Source organism: Streptomyces sp. NPDC023838 (assembly GCF_040639555.1).
Classification (GTDB): Bacteria; Actinomycetota; Actinomycetes; order Streptomycetales; family Streptomycetaceae; genus Streptomyces.
Genome location: NZ_JBFAAD010000039.1, coordinates 47733 through 65943 on the forward strand (window position 1 = coordinate 47733; position 18211 = coordinate 65943).

At 71.6% G+C, this 18211-nt stretch carries 15 protein-coding genes; 11 read left to right on the top strand and 4 right to left on the bottom strand.

Annotated elements, in window-relative coordinates; translation table 11 throughout:
- Positions 1-87 precede the first annotated feature (87 nt).
- The 3 genes from AB0G17_RS32220 (at position 88) to AB0G17_RS32230 (ending at position 2922) form a co-directional block, all read left to right on the top strand.
- Entirely contained in the window at positions 88-903 is an 816-nt protein-coding gene (locus AB0G17_RS32220; protein WP_361390328.1) for a class II aldolase/adducin family protein, read from the top strand.
- Positions 904-1017: 114 nt separating this feature from the next.
- Positions 1018-2268: a hypothetical protein gene (locus AB0G17_RS32225; protein WP_361390358.1), complete on the top strand. Its 1251-nt coding sequence runs from the start codon at positions 1018-1020 to the stop codon at positions 2266-2268.
- A 123-nt stretch (positions 2269-2391) separates the two neighbouring features.
- Positions 2392-2922, top strand: coding sequence for a DoxX family protein (locus AB0G17_RS32230; RefSeq protein WP_361390330.1), 531 nt, complete (start codon positions 2392-2394; stop codon positions 2920-2922).
- Here AB0G17_RS32230 and AB0G17_RS32235 read toward each other — a convergent pair.
- Both AB0G17_RS32235 and AB0G17_RS32240 read right to left on the bottom strand, forming a co-directional pair.
- Positions 2826-3092 (bottom strand): hypothetical protein, encoded by a 267-nt coding sequence (locus AB0G17_RS32235; protein WP_361390332.1) that lies wholly within the window; start codon positions 3090-3092, stop codon positions 2826-2828. The two genes, AB0G17_RS32230 and AB0G17_RS32235, sit on opposite strands and share 97 nt — an antisense overlap.
- Complete coding sequence (locus tag AB0G17_RS32240; RefSeq protein ID WP_361390334.1) at positions 3079-4428, bottom strand: PspC domain-containing protein; 1350 nt, start codon at positions 4426-4428, stop codon at positions 3079-3081. Before AB0G17_RS32240 ends, AB0G17_RS32235 begins: the two co-directional genes overlap by 14 nt.
- A 286-nt stretch (positions 4429-4714) precedes the next feature.
- On the opposite strand from AB0G17_RS32240, the gene AB0G17_RS32245 reads away from it, so the two are divergent.
- From AB0G17_RS32245 to AB0G17_RS32270, 6 genes are all read left to right on the top strand, one after another.
- Complete coding sequence (locus AB0G17_RS32245) at positions 4715-5995, top strand: PspC domain-containing protein (protein ID WP_361390336.1); 1281 nt, start codon at positions 4715-4717, stop codon at positions 5993-5995.
- A complete protein-coding gene (locus AB0G17_RS32250; protein ID WP_361390338.1) occupies positions 5992-6693 on the top strand; it encodes a response regulator transcription factor in 702 nt (233 codons plus the stop codon). Before AB0G17_RS32245 ends, AB0G17_RS32250 begins: the two co-directional genes overlap by 4 nt.
- A gap of 130 nt (positions 6694-6823) precedes the next feature.
- Positions 6824-7279 (top strand): hypothetical protein, encoded by a 456-nt coding sequence (locus AB0G17_RS32255; protein ID WP_361390340.1) that lies wholly within the window; start codon positions 6824-6826, stop codon positions 7277-7279.
- Between the two features lie 9 nt (positions 7280-7288).
- Positions 7289-9556 carry a hypothetical protein gene (locus AB0G17_RS32260; protein WP_361390342.1) on the top strand — a complete coding sequence of 756 codons (2268 nt, stop codon included), beginning with the start codon at positions 7289-7291 and terminating at the stop codon, positions 9554-9556.
- A gap of 283 nt (positions 9557-9839) precedes the next feature.
- Positions 9840-11096 (top strand): alpha/beta hydrolase-fold protein, encoded by a 1257-nt coding sequence (locus AB0G17_RS32265; protein ID WP_361390344.1) that lies wholly within the window; start codon positions 9840-9842, stop codon positions 11094-11096.
- A complete protein-coding gene (locus tag AB0G17_RS32270; protein ID WP_361390346.1) occupies positions 11096-12232 on the top strand; it encodes an alpha/beta fold hydrolase in 1137 nt (378 codons plus the stop codon). Before AB0G17_RS32265 ends, AB0G17_RS32270 begins: the two co-directional genes overlap by 1 nt.
- Positions 12233-12333: 101 nt before the next feature.
- On the opposite strand, the gene AB0G17_RS32275 is transcribed toward AB0G17_RS32270, so the two are convergent.
- A complete protein-coding gene (locus AB0G17_RS32275) occupies positions 12334-13413 on the bottom strand; it encodes an NlpC/P60 family protein (protein ID WP_361390348.1) in 1080 nt (359 codons plus the stop codon).
- Between the two features lie 381 nt (positions 13414-13794).
- Between AB0G17_RS32275 and AB0G17_RS32280 the strand changes: the two genes are divergently transcribed.
- Positions 13795-14148, top strand: a complete 354-nt coding sequence (locus tag AB0G17_RS32280) for a hypothetical protein (RefSeq protein ID WP_101389673.1) — start codon at positions 13795-13797, stop codon at positions 14146-14148.
- 13 nt (positions 14149-14161) lie between these two features.
- Here the strand turns inward: AB0G17_RS32280 and AB0G17_RS32285 are convergent, their stop codons facing one another.
- Positions 14162-15361 (bottom strand): NlpC/P60 family protein, encoded by a 1200-nt coding sequence (locus tag AB0G17_RS32285; protein WP_361390350.1) that lies wholly within the window; start codon positions 15359-15361, stop codon positions 14162-14164.
- Between the two features lie 220 nt (positions 15362-15581).
- Here AB0G17_RS32285 and pcrA point away from each other — a divergent pair, with 220 nt between their 5' ends.
- Complete coding sequence (gene pcrA, locus AB0G17_RS32290) at positions 15582-18047, top strand: DNA helicase PcrA (protein ID WP_361390352.1); 2466 nt, start codon at positions 15582-15584, stop codon at positions 18045-18047.
- The last annotated feature ends 164 nt before the right edge of the window (positions 18048-18211 follow it).

Consider the following 18211-nt stretch of genomic DNA (forward strand, 5'->3'; position numbering starts at 1 on the left):
CGTCCCGGGTTCCGGGGCGGCGGCGCCGTTGTATCCGCTCCCGCACGACTCTGTTCACCTGCGGGAACGCGCGGTAACTTCCCGGCCATGACCGAGATCCCGCAGCCGTCCGGGCAACGGCCCGCCCCCGCGCCGATACCCGTCGACTCGCTCCACTTCGCCCTGCCGCCCGTCCACGCCACCCCGGCCGAGGAGCGGCAGCACCGCAAGGAGCGGCTGGCCGGGGCCCTGCGGCTGTTCGCGCGGGCCGGCTGTGAGGAGGGGGTCTCCGGGCACATCTCGGCGCGCGACCCGGAGTTCGAGGACTGTTACTGGGTGAACCCTTTCGGCGTGCCGTTCGCGCGCGTCACCGCGGGCGAGCTGGTCATGGTCAACGGGGACGGCCAGGTCGTCGACGGCCGTTACCACGTCAACCAGGCGGCCTTCGCGGTCCACGCCCAGGTGCACCGGGCCCGCCCCGAGGTGGTCGCGGTGGCGCACACCCACTCGGTGTACGGGAGGGCGCTGGCGGCGCTCGGCGATCTGATCGAGCCGTACACCCAGGAGGCCTGCGCCTTCTTCGAGGACCACGCGCTGTTCGACGCCTATACGGGAGTCGTCGTCGACGCCGGGGAGGGGCGCCGGATCGCGGCCGCGCTCGGCCCGTACAAGGCGGTGATCCTGCGCAACCACGGGCTGCTGACCGTGGGGGACTCGGTGGACGCGGCGGCCTGGTGGTTCCTTTCGATGGAGCGGTGCAGCGAGGTGCAGCTGGCCGCGCGGGCGGCCGGGAAGCCGGTGCTCATCGACCGCCGGGACGCGGTCACCACCCGCGACCAACTGGGCAGCGATCTGGTCGCGTGGATCAACTACCAGCCGATGTGGCGCCAGATCAGCGAGTCGGAACCCGAACTCCTGTCGTAGCACGTCAATTTGATGATGCGTCAATCACTCGCGCAGCGCGCCCCTGTCGACCGGAGGACGGCTTTCGTACGGCACAATTCCCTGACAGTCGACGTGACTTGAGGGAAGGGCGACATTTCCGTGGCGGTGCAGGAGGCTCGGCAATGCGGTGGTGACTGCGGTCCCGGGGCGCGGAACGGCCACCGGCGCGCGGTGGCGGAGTTCCTGGCCAAGCGCGACGGGCTCGCCGCCGGAGAAGGGCTGCCCGCCGCCGTCGCGCACTCCGCCGGGGCGTCCCGCCAGTGGGTCTCGGACGAGCTGACCCAGTCCGCCCGGGCGCTCGCCGAACGCGGCCGGGAGGCGGGCCAGGCCTGGCCCAGCGCGGTCTGGCGGGCCACCCTCGCGAGCGTGTGGGGGAGCGTCGCCGTGCTGGCCCTGGTGGAGTCCTTCACCGCGATCGGCGCAGGCTGGACCCACCCCAGGAGCGCCGGGCTGGCCGCCGCCCTGGGCGTGGCGGTGGCGCTGACCGGGGCGGCGTGGCTGCACCGGGCGCGCGGCGGACTGCTCGCGCCGGTCGTCGGCGAGGACAACCGGCTCTCCACCTCGCGCGCGGTGGCCGCCGCCTGGGTGCTGCTGGTGGCCTTCGCGGTGCTCCTGCTCGCCGTCCGGCTGGCCGGGGCGTCCGGCGCGAAGGAGCGCGACGCGCTGATCGACGGCCTCGGAGTCTCCCATGGCGCGGGCCTGCTGACGGTGGTCGCGCTGGTCAGCGCGGTGAGCGTGGTGGTGCGCCGGGTGGTGGCCGTACGCATCGCGGGGCAGCGGCTGCAGAAGGTGCGCGCGGAGCGGCCGCGCGCCGCCGACCTGCTCACCGACGACGCCGGGCGCGGCAGCTTCGCGGACGTGCAGTACGTCCTGGTCTCCACGGTGGCGGTGCTGTTCGCCGCCGTACGCCTGGCCCGGCGGCCCGACCGGCTGCCCGATCTGCCGTGGGCGCTGGCCATCCTCGTGGCCGTCTCCGCGCTGACGTACTTCGCCGGGAAGTACGCCGAAGGCGGTCGTCCCGTCGTGCTCTCGGTCGTCCGGGCGCGCGAGGCGGGCGATCTGGACGCGCCGATCCGTACCGGTGACGACATCGAGATCCGCGGCGCCGGATTCGTGCCGCCCGGAGCGGGCACCCCCGACCGGCTCGCCCGGATGGTCGTGCGGATCGGCGCGGTCCACGTCCATGTGCCGCTGATCCCGGTCACCGGCGGCTTCGCCAACCCCAGCGACACCGTGCTGACCGTGCCGGTCCCGGTGGACGTCGAGCCGGGGCGGGTGGAGGTGCGGGTGATCACGGCGGCCGGCGTCGAGACGAACCGGGTGGCGATCGACGTGACCGACTGAGCCCGCGCCACCGGCCGGGGAACCGCTCGCGCGGCGAAGCGGTTGAGAGGTGAACCGGTTGAGCCGCCCGCCGCTCCCGTACGTATGGTCTGGTGACAGGGGTTACGGAAGGCGGGAACGGCGATGGCACACGGAAATCTCACCCGGACGCGAGGCGAGGCGGCCACCGGCGGGGGCCTGCGGGGGCCGAAGGCGACGGCCGGCAAATACGCGCTGCTGCCGCTGCGCGTCTTCCTCGGCGTCACCTTCGTCTACGCCGGGTTCGACAAGCTCACCGGCGGCACCACCACGCTCAAGGCGAGCGGCAGCGGCTCGATCGGGGAGCTGATGCACTCGGTGCACGACAGCTCCGCGATCCCCGCCCTCGTCGACCTGGCCCTGAAGAACCCGGTCGGGTTCGGGTACGCCATCGCCATCGGCGAGATCGCCGTCGGACTCGGCATCCTGGTCGGCCTGTTCGGGCGGCTCGCGGCGACCGGCGGCGCGCTGATCTCGCTGAGCCTGTGGCTGACCGTGAGCTGGGCGACCACGCCGTACTACTACGGCAACGACCTGGCCTACTTGATGGCCTGGCTGCCGCTGGTGCTGGCGGGGACACCGCTGCTGTCCGCCGACGCCTGGCTCGCGTCGCGGCGCCGTTTGCGCACCCCGTAGGCGATCCAGTTGGCGAGCCCGGCGAGACTCAGGCCGCCGCAGACCAGCGGGATCGCCCGGTACCAGGGCGTCTGCCACGCGTCGGCCGCGTCGCCCGCGAACAGGGCGGCGGTGGCCAGCATGACCACTCCCGCGATCAGCCGTCCGGGCCGGAACTCATGACGCGGCACGGTCCACCTCCGCCTGGCCGATGGAGACGTGCAGATCGAGCTCCAGCGTTCCGGCCGGGGCCGCCCCGGCGGGCGGCGGCAGCGTCACGGTCTTCTTCTGGTTGGGCTGGATGTCGACGTCCTCCGGCTTCTCGGTGGGCAGTTGGACGTCACCGACGCCCACCACGATGTGCGCCTTCACGGTCGCTCCCCTGGGCACGACGACCTTGAGCCGCCCGGCGCCCACCTCCGCGCGCGTCTTCACGCTCTGCCCCACCGGGACCGCGACCTTGCTCAGATCGAGGGTGCCCTCGCCCGACCCCAGGGCGTACGACGGCTGTACGTCGGCCGCGGCGACCGGGGCCCAGTCGGTCCTGGTCCACTGGGTCGTGATGGTCTTGGGCAGCGCCGAGGCCCCGGCGAGCAGGGCGGCTGTGAGCACCGCCATGAAGAGCGTGCCGAAGCCCGTGCGCCCGACGAACGCGCTGATCACCAGGCCGAGTCCGAACACCACGAGGGCCGCGGTGAGGCCGATCTGGAGCGCGGTGCCCAGCGGCTGGTGGCTCCAGGCGCCCGCGGTGCCCACACCGCCCGCGAGCAGTGCGAGCAGGAAGACGAACCCGCCGATGGGACGGGGGCCGCGGGTGGCCCGGTCGGCCGCCTTCTTGGCCCGGTCCGCCTTGGCGCGCGCCCCGGCCTCGGACGCGGGCAGGGCGTCGGCGCCCTCGGCACCCCACAGATAGCCGGTGCCGACCGGGCCCGTGGTGCCGTCCTTGACGATCGGGTCGCGCCACCAGGAGGGCGAGACGGGGGTGGGCGGCGCCTTGGTCTCGGGCGGGGCCGCCCCGGGGCCGAAGGCCGGGGAGGCGACCCCGGGCGCCGTCCGGTCGGCCGCCGCGTCCACCGGGATGTCCGTGTGCGTGCCCGAGCGGCGCTGGGACCAGACGCCGAGGCCCGCGACGGCCAGCGTGAGCAGCCAGGCGAAGCTCATCACCGAGCCGTTGCTGAGCATGGACAGGAAGATCCCGCAGCCCGCCAGCGCCATCAGCACAGCGGCCAGCGCCGGGCCCTCGACCCGCCCGGACAGCAGCCGCCGCGCCTCGTTCTCGTCCTCGTCGTCGAGCGGGAGCAGCAGCCAGCCGAACCCGTAGAAGACCAGGCCGAGGCCGCCGGTGACGGTGAGCACGCCGAGCGCGATCCGGAAGATCACCGGGTCGATGTCGCAGTACCGCCCGAGCCCGCCGCAGACGCCGCCGATCACCTTGTTGTGACCGCTGCGGCGCAGCTGCGGCGCAGCGGGCGCCGGGTCCGGATCCGGGTCCGGGGGCGCGACGGGGGTCTCGGTCGGCTGAGTCATGACTCCATGGTGACGGGCGGTCCGCCGGGGCGGCACCCGCCCCGACCCTGGCCTCTCCCTGAGATTGCCCCTGATGCGGAGGTGGGGCCTCCCCCGGGCGGGGGATCCCGGGTCCCCTGTGCGGGTATCCCGGCTCACCCCGGGCGGGGACCTCGGCTCCCTCGGACGGGGAACTCGTCTCCCCCTCCCGCGGATCTCGTCTCCCCCTCCCGTGGATCTCGGATCAGGGGCGTCCTGGGGGCTTACCCTGATGCCCGCACCCGCACGGACGTGTGACGATCGGTGCATGCCCGTCGCCGCTGCCCGAACCGCGCCCCCCGAGGCCGACGAACCCCCCGTGCGCAAGCTCTACCGCTCGGCCGAGGGGCGGATGCTCGGTGGCGTGGCGCGCGGTCTCGCCGGACACCTCGGGCTGCCGGTCGTGTGGGTGCGGATCGTCTTCCTCGGCCTGTTCATGATCGACGGGCTGGGGGCGCTGCTGTACGCGGTGTTCTGGTTCGTGGTGCCGCTCGGCCTGGGCGGTACGGCGGCCGAGCCGCGCTCGGCGTTCGAGGTCAGCCCCGACGGCCGCAGACGGCTGCGCAAGCCCGACAAGGGCCAGGTCGTCGCCCTGATCGCACTCTGCGTCGGCGCGGCGATCTTCGCCGGCAATGTGAACGTGGGCGGCTGGGCCAGTCCGTACATCTGGCCGACGCTGCTCGTCGGCGCCGGCGTGATCCTGGTGTGGCGCCAGGCGGACAACGCCCGGCGGGCCCGCTGGACCGAGGGCGCCCGGCGCAGCCGGCTGCTGCCGCTGGCCCGGGGGCTGGCCGGGGTGGCGCTGGTCGGCGCGGGCTTCACCGGGTTCGTGGTGGTGCGCGGCTCGGCCGCCCAGCTCGGCAACGTCCTGACGGCCGCGCTCGCGGTCATCGCGGGCATAGCCCTGCTGGCGGGCCCCTATCTCGTCCGGATGACCCAGGATCTCTCCGAGGAGCGCCTGATGCGCATCCGCGCCCAGGAGCGCGCCGAAGTCGCCGCCCATGTGCACGACTCGGTGCTCCACACCCTCACGCTGATCCAGCGCAACGCGGAGAACGTGGGCGAGGTGCGGCGCCTCGCCCGCGCCCAGGAGCGGGAGTTGCGGGCCTGGCTCTACAAGCCGGGGGGCACCGGCAAGGACGAGTCGGAGGAGCCGGAGACCCTGGCCGAGGCGGTGAAGAAGGCCGCGGCCGAGGTCGAGGACAAGCACGGTGTGCCGCTGGAGGTCGTGGTCGTCGGCGACTGCCCGCTCGACGACCGGCTGTCCGCACAGATGCAGGCCGCGCGCGAGGCGATGGTGAACGCCGCCAAGTACGGTGGCGAGGGCGGCGCCGTCCAGGTCTTCGCGGAGGTCGAGGGCCGTACGGTCTTCGTGTCCGTACGGGACCGGGGCCCCGGCTTCGATCTGGACGCGGTCCCGGACGACCGCATGGGCGTACGAGAATCGATCATCGGCCGGATGCAGCGCAACGGCGGAACCGCGCGGCTGCGTTCGGTGCCCGGCGGGGGCACCGAGGTCGAGCTGGAGATGGAGAGGGCGGACGGATGACGACGCAACAGACCCAGGGAGCCCAGGGCGGTGCCGAGCGGCGGGTGCGGGTCGTCCTGGTCGACGACCACCGCATGTTCCGCACGGGCGTCCAGGCGGAGATCGGCCGTACCGAGGAGACGGGCGTGGAGGTCGTCGGCGAGGCGGCCGACGTCGACCAGGCGATCACCGTCATCACGGCGACCCGGCCGGAGGTCGTCCTGCTCGACGTCCATCTGCCGGGCGGCGGCGGCGTGGAAGTCCTGCGCCGTTCGGCCCCGTTGATGGCGGCCGCGGAGAATCCGGTGCGCTTCCTCGCGCTGTCCGTCTCGGATGCGGCGGAGGACGTGATCGGGGTGATCCGGGGCGGCGCCCGCGGCTACGTCACCAAGACGATCACGGGTACGGACCTGGTCGACTCGATCTTCCGGGTCCAGGACGGCGACGCGGTGTTCTCGCCGCGCCTGGCGGGCTTCGTCCTGGACGCGTTCGCGTCGACGGACGCGCCGCCGGTCGACGAGGACCTGGACCGCCTGACCCAGCGCGAGCGGGAGGTCCTGCGGCTGATCGCCCGCGGCTACGCGTACAAGGAGATCGCCAAGCAGCTGTTCATCTCGGTGAAGACGGTCGAGTCCCACGTCTCGGCGGTCCTGCGCAAGCTCCAGCTCTCCAACCGCCATGAGCTGACGCGGTGGGCTACGGCTCGGCGGCTGGTCTGAGGGGGCCCGGCCGAACGGGGGGAGGTACATGGGAACCGGGATTGTCAGGACGGCGTCAATCCCAACATGCGCTCCACGCACGGTAGTTGCGATGCAAAGGTGATCGCCGGACCCGGGGGAGGGGTCGTCCATGGGCTTTGACGAGGAGTGGGTGTCGAGCAAGGCGGCAGCGGCACGACAGCCGGCGAGCACGCGGCTCAACGGGGCATACGACGGGCCGTTTCCGCCGTCGCCGGGCGGTGACAAGGACCTGAACGCCAGCCCCGAGCGCAAGAAGGCCGCCGCCAACGACATAGAGACGGACTTCGAGCCCAACAGCAGGCGGGCCGGTGTCTGGGCGGACGAGGCGAGCATCACGGCGGTCAAGGCGTTCGACGGCTGGGCGACGGCGGCCGGGCTGACCAAGGCCCAGGACGCCTGGTGGAAGTCGCTCATGGTGCTGCTCGGCCGACTGGCCGGCGAGAAGTCCGCGCTGCGCGAGACGAACAGGCTGTTCGTCACCAACGACATCTTCGTGGGCAACGACTTCGCCCCGCTCGTCAGGCCGTCCCAGCTCAACCGGATCTCGCCGCCGCAGCGACCGTAGGAGCCCGATATGCCGACCTACGAACAGATCATGAAGACCGACCTGTCGCAGCTCAATACGGCCGCCGCCAAGTGGGACGACATGGCGGGGGAGTTCAAGAAGCTGGAGGACCGGTACAAGGGCCAGGTCCAAGGCGTGAGTCTGGACGGCACCTGGACCGGGAAAGCGTCGCTCTACTCGCGGCCGAGCTTCACGAAGACGCGCGGCCAGTACGCGGCGGCGCAGATCGAGGCCAAGGCGGTCGCCTCGCTGCTGCGAGACGCGTACGCCCAGTTCGTGGACCTGAAGAAGAGGGTGGAGTCCGCGCGGGACGATGCCATCAGAGCCCATATGAAGGTCTCCGAGGCGGGCGTGGCGAGCTTCGACTACAGCAGCGTGAGCGCGGCGGAGGGCGAGGCCATCCGGCACGACCCGCAGCTGCGCGATGTGGAGAACTCCTGGTCCCAGCACATCGACCAGGCGGTGTCGGCGATGAACGACGCCGACCAGGGGGTGAGGACCGCCCTGGAAGCGGTGGGCCGCGACACCGACCCGCTGGACGACTCGAACGGCTTCAACGCCAAGGCAAACGGCGACGTGGAGTACTACGAGGCCCAGGCCGCGATCCCGCTGGCCGAGAAGATCAAGGACGGCGACAAGCTGTCCCCGGAGGAACTGGCCCGGGCCGAAGCCCTGTTCCGGGACAACGCCCACGACAAGGTCTTCACCCAGACCCTGCTGCAGAGCCTGGGGCCGGACGGAGCGATCAAGTTCACCCGGCACGTGAACGACTGGTCGATCTCCGGCAAGTCCCACAAGGACGACTACGCGACCCTGGAACGCGGCTTCGCCACGTCCCTGGCCACCGCGACGACGGTCCCCGGCAGGGTCGCGGACCTGCCGCCGGGCTCGGCCAAGTACAACGAGTGGCTGAACAGCCCGGACGGGAAGTTCTACAAGGGGTGGATGGAGGGGATGGAGAAGGCGGGGGTCCACAACTACGGGGAGGAATCGCGGCCGCTGCACGGGTACCAGATCCTCACCACGCTGATGCAGAAGGCCGACACCCCGTACGACGACCAGTATCTGAACGCGCTGGGCGACCAGATGATCGCCGCCGAGAAAGAGGAGAAGCACGGCCGCTTCGACACATCGGGCGCCGACTACAAGGGCATCACGCCGGACCCGATCGACGCGCTGCTGGGCGTGATGAGCAAGAACCCGGACGCGGCGACGTTCTTCTTCGACCCGGCGGACAGGACGGGCGCGGACCACCTCCACTACCTCGCGGGGCACGGGAGCGGTACGCGCGAGTGGCCGCAGCAGATGGTGACGGGCGGGGTGGTGGTGGTGGCCACGGCGACGTTCGACCTGCCCGACAGTCATGCCGGACTGGGGCTCGCCCTGGAGGCGGCGGCGACCGGACACCCGCCCTTCGGCCCGAACCAGGACCCCTGGCCGGTGCCCACGCACACCGGGGCTCAGGCCCGCGTGATGAACGGGATCATCGGCACGCTCGACCAGGGCACCAGTACCGAGGTGCACAAGAACATGCAGGCGGCGGTGGCCAAGGCCCTGGCCGAGTACACACCGGACACCCACCAGATCCTCGGCAACGCCGGCGGCGGCTACATCCGCGGTATGAACGGCGGGTTCTTCGTGGACGACCAGGGAATGGCGCACCTGGCCACGACACCGGACAAGCTGGTGCACGTCATGCGGGGGCTTTCCGAGGATCCGGCCGCCTTCGCGGACCTCAGCAAGACGGAACTGCGCTATCTGGACCAGGAGCTGGGCAGACTCCCGAAGGGCGCCAGTCCGCTCGACCAGAACGATCTCCTCGCCAAGTCGGGCAACGCGTTGGGCACGTACACGGCGATCCGTGAGGACGTGCTCAACGACGGCCGCGTCAAAGCCTATTCGGCGGCGGACTGGAAGGCGAAGGTGGCCTACCACATCATCGGCGGAATCGTCACGCCGATGTCGATCCCCATGGCCGGCGGCGGGACGTTCGTCGTCGGAGACGGGCAGCAGCGCGGTGTGGACACACTGGCATGGATGTGGGGGAACGACCTGAAGGCGGCTGCGGACGCCAAAGCCAACGCGAAGATCTCCGACACCTACCTCAACGCCGACACCCAGATGCGCACGGTGGTGAACACCTGGGGGGAGGGCCGCTACGGCACCGGTGACCCGGAGGCGCGGAAGCTGGTGGACGAGTACATCCGGCGCATGCACGACAGCCACACCACCGGCCTGTCCCAGGCCAAGGGCTATCTGACCGACACCACCAACTGACGCGGGGGCGCCACGGAGCCGTGACAGTCACGAACTCACAAGCGCCGTCGGCGCCACGCGCGCCCCGGCCCTCCGGCGTCGTCCGCATGCCGGTGGAGACCCAGTCGCTCATCCTGGTCATGAGGGCGGTCTCCGACGACCCCGCGTACGCGACGCTCCGGAAGGCCGAGACCGGGCGCTCGGCGGAGGATCTGGCCCGTATCACCAAGACGTCGGAGTCCCCGCACGTAAAAAACCGGCAAACCAGTCAACCCGGACACCCTCGTCACCCCTCTACCCTCGCGTGACCAGCCAGACCGACCTGAAGAGTCTGACCAGCCTCAGCGACCTCACCGATCTCACCGGCACCCCCGTCCTCGTCGCCGCCCTCCTCACCACCGCCCTCGCTCTCGTCGTCCCCCTGGCCGTATGGGGACGGGTCCGGGGGCCGAGGGCGCTGCGGGTCGGGGTGCGGGTCGGGATGGTTGGCGTGGCGCAGGTCAGTGCCGTTCTTGTCGTGTTCGTCGCCGTCAACGACCGGTACGGGATGTACGACAGCTGGGGCGATCTGCTCGGCACCGAGAGCCACGTCGCCGCCGCGCCCGACCTCGGGGCCGACGGGACCGGGGGGCGGGACATCGCCGCCGCTCCCCGCGTGCGGCAGAGCTTCTCGCGCGTCACCGGGGACCCCGACCTCGGGCCGGGGCTGCGGCTCACCCACCTCGAGGGGGCGCTCTCGGGTGCCGAGGGGGAGGTGTACGTATGGCTGCCGCCGCAGTACGGCGAACCGGCGTACCGGAACAAGGACTTCCCCGTCGTCGAGCTGCTCGCCGGGTACCCGGGCTCTACCCGCGACTGGTGGGGCAACCTCGACGTACAGACGCAGCTGGAGCCGATGACGGAGCGCGGGGAGGTCACGCCGTTCATCCTCGTCGCGCCGCGCACCACCCTGCTGCCCGGCAAGGACACCGGCTGCGCCAACGTGCCGGGCGTGGTCAACGCCGACAGCTGGCTCAGTGTGGACGTACGGAAGATGGTCACCGACACCTTCCGGGCACGGAAGGACGCGGGTGGCTGGGCCGTCGCCGGGTTCTCGGCCGGCGCCCACTGCGCGGCCAAGCTCGCGATCGAGCACCCCGACCGCTACCGCGCGGCCGTCGGTCTCTCCGGCTTCAACGACCCCGCCGCCGAGCCCGACTCCATCGCTGCCCACGACGCACGGCTGCGGCGCACCACCGACCCCCTGTGGATCCTCACGCACGCCCGCCGCCCGCCCCTGACCTCGCTCTATCTCTCCGGCGAGCCCCAGGACGGATACGACGACGGCCTGGCGGTCCAGCGGGCCGCGAAGCCGCCCACCCGCGTCACCGTCGTCCCCTCCACCGGCGGCCACCGGGTGACCGTCTGGAAGCCGATGGTGCCGCAGGCCTTCCGCTGGCTCAGCGGGATCGTGGGGGGACCGGTGAGAGCGGAGTCACGTACGGAATCAAGCACCGGAAGAGTAAAGGCCTTGCAAAGCGGGGCAACTCCCCTCGGCGCATCCGGCTCTTCACGTCCGTGATGAGCCTGACCGGAACCCCCTTCCTGCTGACCGCCGTAGTCGTGGCGGTGGCGGCCCTGCTGCTGCCCCTGTTCCTGTGGAGCAGGATCGGCGGCCCGGCCGTGGTGCGCGGGGCCTCACGGCTGCTCATGCTGCTGTTCGCCCAGTTCACCGCCATCCTCGTGGTCTTCGTGATGGTCAACAACGCCAACGGGCTCTACGACAACTGGGACGACCTGCTGGGCACCGGCAACCACGTCAACGCCGCCCCCGACCTCGGCCCCGACGGCACCGGCGGCAAGAAGGCCGCCTCCGCGCCCAAGGTCAAGCAGAACTTCAGGGAGTACAAGGGCAAGGTCGGGAACGGCGTCATGAAGACCACGCTCAAGGGCGCGATCTCCGGCGTCGAGGGCGATGTGGCGGTCTGGCTGCCGCCGCAGTACGACGACCCCGCGTACAAGGACAAGACGTTCCCCGTGGTCGAGCTGCTGCCCGGCTATCCGGGCTCCATCGGCGCCTGGTTCGGCTCGCTCCACACCCAGCGTCAGCTCGCGCCCATGATGCAGCGCGGCGAGGTCGCCCCGTTCATCCTCGTCTCGCCGCGCACCACGCTCCTGGACGGCCGCGACACCGGCTGCGCCAACGTGCCCGGCACCGTCAACGCCGACACCTGGATCAGCGTGGACGTACGGAAGATGATCACCGACAACTTCCGGGCCGCCACCGGGCCCGAGGGCTGGGCCGTCGCGGGGTACTCGGCGGGCGGCCACTGCGCGGCCAAGCTCGCCGTCGAGCACCCCGACCGCTACCGCGCCGGCGTCGACCTCTCCGGCTACAACGACCCGGCCGCCGAGGGCGCCTCGATCACCGCGCACGACCCGAAGCTGCGCCGCGAGTCGAACCCGCTGTGGATCCTCAAGAACGCCAAGACCCCGCCGCGCACCTCGCTGTTCGTCTCCGGCGACCTGGGCGACGGCTACAACGACGGCCTGGCCCTGAAGAAGGCGGCCAAGGCCCCGACCACCGTCCACGTCGTCCGGCTGAACGGCGGCGGCCACCGCAGCAGCGTCTGGGAGCACCAGGTGCCCGACGTCTTCCGCTGGCTGACCAAGGAGCTGGGCCAGGGGGGCCGGGCCGCGCCCGCGAACGGCGTCTGAGCGTCTGGCCCACCAAGGAGCTGAGCCAGGGGGCAGGGGGCCTGGCCGCGCGCCCGCGAACGGCGTCTGAGCGTTCCTCACGGGGGCTCGTCCGAGCGCCCTCACGCCGGCCGCGTCGCCCCCGCGAACGGCATCTGGTCGATCGGCGCGATCCGCACCGGCGCCCCCGGGTGCGGCGCGTGGATCATCTGGCCGCCGCCGATGTACAGCCCCACGTGGCTGATGCCCGAGTAGAAGAAGACCAGGTCGCCGGGGGCCAGGGCGGAACGGGACACCCGGGAGCCGGAGTTGATCTGGGTGTACGTGGTCCGGGGCAGCGCGACGCCCGCCGCCCCCCAGGCCGCCTGGGTCAGCCCCGAGCAGTCGAACGCGGACGGCCCGGTCGCGCCCCACACGTACGGCTTGCCGAGCGCGGTGTAGGCGTACGCCACGGCGGCCGCCGCCCGGCCGCTGGGGGCGGGCAGCAGCCCGGCGGGCGCGGCGGGTGCACCGGGGCCGGAGGAGCGGTCGGCGCGGGCGGGGGCGCCCGCGCCGTCCCGCGCGCCGTCCTGGCTGTCGTACGCGGCCCGCTGCTCGGCGGTCAGCCGCGCGAGCAGCGCCTGCGCCGAGTCGATCTTCGCCGTGACGGTCTCCTTCTGGCGCTTGAGCTCGGCCTGGTGGCCGCGCAGCTCGGCGAGTCTGCCGTCGGCGGCGGTGTGCAGCCGTTTCAGCTCGGCGAGCTGCTTGCGGACCCCGGCCACCGCGTTCGCCGTACGGTCCCCGGCCCGCTCCTGGAAGGCCGCGTCGTCCAGGTACCGCTGCGGGTCGGACGAGAGCATCAGCTGGAGCGCGGGGGCGACCCCGCCGGTGCGGTACTGGGCGGTGGCGATGGAGCCCAGCGCGTTGCGCGCGCTGTTGAGCCGGCCGGTCTTGCGCGCGGCCTCGTCCTGGAGCGCGGCGACGGACTTCTGGGCGTCGTCCGCCTTCTCCTTGGTGCCGTTGTACGCCTCGGTGGCGACCTCCGCGTCGTGGTACAGGCTGTCCACCTTCGCCTTGACCTGGGCCGGGGTCAGGCGGGGCTCGGCGTGTCCGGTGCCCTCGAAGGCGGTGGCGGTGGCGGCTCCGGCCAGTGCGAGGGTCGCCGCGGTGCGGGCGGCCGGGCCGGTGAGCGGGTGCTGCCTGGGCTTTCGGTGCGCAGCCACTGGGGCCTTCACGTCCTTCCGTGCACATCCGGCGACGGACCGCACAGGGGGGACGGCCCGCCGCCGGATCTCTCGGCTGGGTGACCGATGGCCACCCTGGAGGGGGCGGCGATGGGGAGTCGGTCACCTGGGGGAGGACGCTAAACCTGGGTGACACGGGGGGGTAACGCAAAGCGGCGAAGTGTTCTGTTCCGGCGACAGTGCGACCGGATGTGACCGGTCCATCGTCGGTCAGGCCCACTTCCCGATGCCCCTGTGACCGAAGAGCCGGACGAGGCCCACCTGCCCGCCGGGCCGTGATACGGGATCGCATGGCTCGCGAGCCGTGGACGTACCACCTGCCCGCCGGGCCGTGATACGGGATGGCTAGGCTCGCGAGCCATGGACGTACTCATCAATGTCTTCGTCGCCCTGCACATCATCGGCATCGCCTCGCTGCTCGGAGGCTTTCTGACCCAGATGAAGGCGATGGGTGCCGGGACCGCGCGCTTCGTGCCCGCCATGCTGCACGGCGCGCTGACCATGCTGGTCACGGGCGTGGCCCTGGTCGGCCTCAACCAGGCCGACGACCACTCCGTGAACACCGCCAAGATCGGCCTGAAGCTGGCGGTCCTGGTGGTGATCCTCGGCCTGGTCTATGTGAAGCGGGACGACGAGAAGGTGGAGAAGGCGCTGTTCGGCGCGGTGGGCGGCCTCACCGTGGCGAACATCTTCATCGCGACGCTGTGGACGTGAGCCGCGCCGGCGGTCACGCGGGCCTGACCGACCCGTAGATCGGCATGTAGTAGATCGACTCCTCGCGTACGTACGCACCCGGCTTCGGCGCGTGGATCATCATCCCGCTCCCGATGTACATGCCGACGTGGCTGATGTCGTCGTAGAAGAAGACCAGGTCACCGGGGCGCAGCTCATCCGTGGCGACCCGGGTGCCGGTCTTGACCTGGTCCCAGGTGGTGCGCGGCAGATCGACCCCGGCGGCCTTCCAGGCGGCCTGGGTGAGCCCGGAGCAGTCGTACGAGGACGGCCCGGTCGCGCCCCACACGTACGGCTTGCCGATCTGGGCGCGGGCGAACGCGAGCGCCTTCGCGGCCTTGGTGGAGGCGGAGGGGGTGCCGGTGCCGGTACTCGTACCCGTACCCGTACCCGTACCCGTACCCGTACCCGTACCCGTACCCGTACCCGTACCCGTACCCGTCTCCGGCGCCGTCGGAGGCTTCTTCGCGGCCTCGGCCGCCTCCGCGGCCTTCCGTGCCGCCTCCTGCCGCGCGGCCAGCTCCGCCGCCTTCTTGCGCGCCTCCGCTTCCTTCTTCTCCTCCAGCGCCGCCAGCCGCGCCTTCTCCTGCGCGGTGAGCGTGCTCAGCAGCGTGCGCGCGGCCGCCAGCTTGGTCTGTACGTCCTGCTTGCCGGCCCGCAGCGCCTCCTGCGACGCGGTCAGCCGCTCCAGGCCCTGGGCCGCGTCCGCGCGCTTCTTCGCGATGCCCGCGCGCTCGGTCTCGAAGTCCCGCAGCGCCTGCTCCTCGCGGCCGGTCAGCTGCTTCATCAGGTGGTTGCGGTCGAAGAAGGCCTGCGGGTCGTCCGCGAGCATCAGGGTCACGGTCGAGGCCATGCCGCCGGTGCGGTACTGCTCGGCGGCGTAGCTGCCGAGGGCGCGGCGGGTGTCGTTCAGCCGGGCGGTGCCGCGGGCGACCTGGTCGAGCAGACCGTCGACCTTGGTGCGCTGGACGTCGGTGGCCTCCTTGGCCCGGTTGTACGTCTCGGTGGCCGTGCCCGCCTGCCGGTAGAGGTCGTCGACCTTGCGCTGGACCTCCTCCACCGTCGGCTTCGGCCTGCCGGGGGCCGCGCCCGCGCTCTGGGCCAGCAGGCTCACCGAGGCGAGCGCGGCCGTGGTGATCCCGACGGCGGGAGCGGCCGAACGTATGAGGGTGCGCGGCTTGCGGTGGGAGGGCAAGGCCGACACCTCCTTCCGGATCGTGCCGGACGGGGGTGGTCCCCGGGCGGGGTCGTTCCCCGGTTGAGGCGGCACGCTAGCCAACTCGCGCGGCCGCTGGGAAGGTTGATGTCCGACAGGCCCGATACATTCCCGTGACCTTCACTCTCCGTAACCGTTGGTCCGGTCTGTGCGAAGGCGGCAGCGGGCTGTCAGACCGGGGTCCTAGACTCGGGAGACGATGAGCAGCCTCTTTGACGACAGCTTCCTGGCGGACCTCCAGCCCTCCGAGGAGGAGCACCCGCCGCCGCCCGAGGACGGCCCGGTCCGCGAGGAGGTGCCGGACGACCTCTTCCAGGGCCGTTTCGACGCACCCCCGAGCCGCGACGCGTACTACCGGGACGGCGCCCCGCGCCCGGTGGTCGACCCGGCGACCCTCCTGGAGGGGCTGAACGAGAACCAGCGGGCGGCCGTGGTCCACGCCGGCTCCCCGCTGCTCATCGTGGCCGGTGCGGGTTCCGGCAAGACCCGGGTGCTCACGCACCGCATCGCCCACCTGCTGGCCACCCGGGGCGTCCACCCCGGCCAGATCCTCGCGATCACCTTCACCAACAAGGCCGCGGGCGAGATGAAGGAGCGCGTCGAGCAGCTGGTCGGCCCGCGCGCGCACGCGATGTGGGTGATGACCTTCCACAGCGCCTGTGTGCGGATCCTGCGCCGCGAGTCCAAGAGGCTCGGCTTCACCTCGTCGTTCTCGATCTACGACGCGGCCGACTCCAAGCGTCTGATGGCGCTGGTCTGCCGCGACCTCGACCTTGATCCCAAGCGGTATCCGCCGAAGTCCTTCAGCGCCAAGATCTCGAACCTGAAGAACGAGCTGATCGACGAGGAGACCTTCGCCGGCCAGGCCGTCGACGGCTTCGAGAAGACGCTGGCGCAGGCGTACGCGATGTACCAGGCGCGGCTGCGCGAGGCCAACGCGCTGGACTTCGACGACATCATCATGACGACGGTCCACCTGCTCCAGGCGTTCCCGGACGTCGCCGAGCACTACCGCCGCCGCTTCCGCCACGTGATGGTCGACGAGTACCAGGACACCAACCACGCCCAGTACACGCTGGTGCGCGAACTGATCGGCCCGGCCGGGCAGGACGAGGCGCCCGGCGAGCTGTGCGTGGTCGGTGACGCCGACCAGTCGATCTACGCCTTCCGGGGCGCCACGATCCGTAACATCCTCCAGTTCGAGGAGGACTATCCGGACGCGACGACGATCATGCTCGAGCAGAACTACCGCTCCACGCAGACGATCCTCTCCGCCGCCAACGCGGTCATCGAGCGCAACGAGAGCCGCCGCCCCAAGAACCTGTGGACGGACGCGGGCGCGGGCGCCCGGATCACCGGCTACGTGGCGGACACCGAGCACGACGAGGCGCAGTTCGTCGCCGACGAGATCGACCGGCTCACCGACGCGGGCGACGCCAAGGCGGGCGACGTGGCGATCTTCTACCGGACCAACGCCCAGTCCCGTGTCTTCGAAGAGATCTTCATCCGGGTCGGCCTGCCGTACAAGGTCGTCGGCGGCGTGCGCTTCTACGAGCGCAAGGAAGTCCGCGACGTCCTCGCCTATCTGCGGATACTCGCCAACCCGGAGGACTCGGTGCCGCTGCGCCGGATCCTCAACGTGCCCAAGCGCGGCATCGGCGAGCGCGCCGAGGCGATGATCGACGCGCTCTCGCTGCGCGAGAAGATCACCTTCCCGCAGGCGCTGCGCCGCGTCGACGAGGCGTACGGAATGGCCGCCCGCTCGGCCAACGCCGTCAAGCGCTTCAACCAGCTCATGGACGACCTGCGCACCATCGTCGACTCGGGCGCGGGCCCCGCCGTCGTCCTGGAGGCGGTCCTGGAACAGACCGGCTATCTGGCCGAGCTCCAGGCCTCCACCGACCCGCAGGACGAGACCCGGATCGAGAACCTCCAGGAACTCGCCGCCGTGGCCCTGGAGTTCGAGCAGGCGCGCGGCGAGGCGGAGGGCGCCGAGGGCACGCCCACGCTGGCGGAGTTCCTGGAGCAGGTCGCGCTCGTGGCCGACTCCGACCAGATCCCCGACGAGGACGAGGAGGGCTCCGGCGTGATCACGCTGATGACCCTCCACACCGCCAAGGGTCTGGAGTTCCCGGTGGTGTTCCTGACCGGCATGGAGGACGGCGTCTTCCCGCACATGCGCGCGCTCGGCCAGGTCAAGGAGCTGGAGGAGGAACGCCGCCTGGCGTACGTGGGCATCACGCGCGCCCGCGAGCGGCTGTATCTGACGCGCTCCTCGATGCGCAGCGCCTGGGGCCAGCCCTCGTACAACCCGCCGTCCCGGTTCCTGGAGGAGATCCCGGCCCAGCACCTGGACTGGAAGCGGACGGGCCCGATGGCCGCCCCGGCCGGCCCGGTCTCGGGCAAGGGGCTGGGCGGGGGCCTCGCGGGAGGCCTGTCCTCCTCGCGGGCGCGCTCGGGCCCCTCGGGCTTCGCGACCCGGCGCACCAGCGACAAGCCGGTGATCGCGCTGACCATCGGGGACCGCGTCACCCACGACCAGTTCGGTCTGGGCACGGTGGTCTCGGTGACCGGTTCGGGCTCGGACGCGCAGGCGACGATCGACTTCGGCGACGAGCGCCCGAAGAAGCTGCTGCTGCGGTACGCGCCGGTGGAGAAGCTGTAAACGGAGAAGCTGTGAACAGTTTCTGGAGGAAGCTGTAAACCGTTTCTGTGGAAAGCGCGGGGGCTCGGCCTAGGGCCTGTCGTCAAATTCCCGTCGTCGCCCGAAGGGCGGTCCGGCGGCGTCTGGTGCGTGCTCTCGGCGCGCCGGGCGAGAGCCCTCGTACT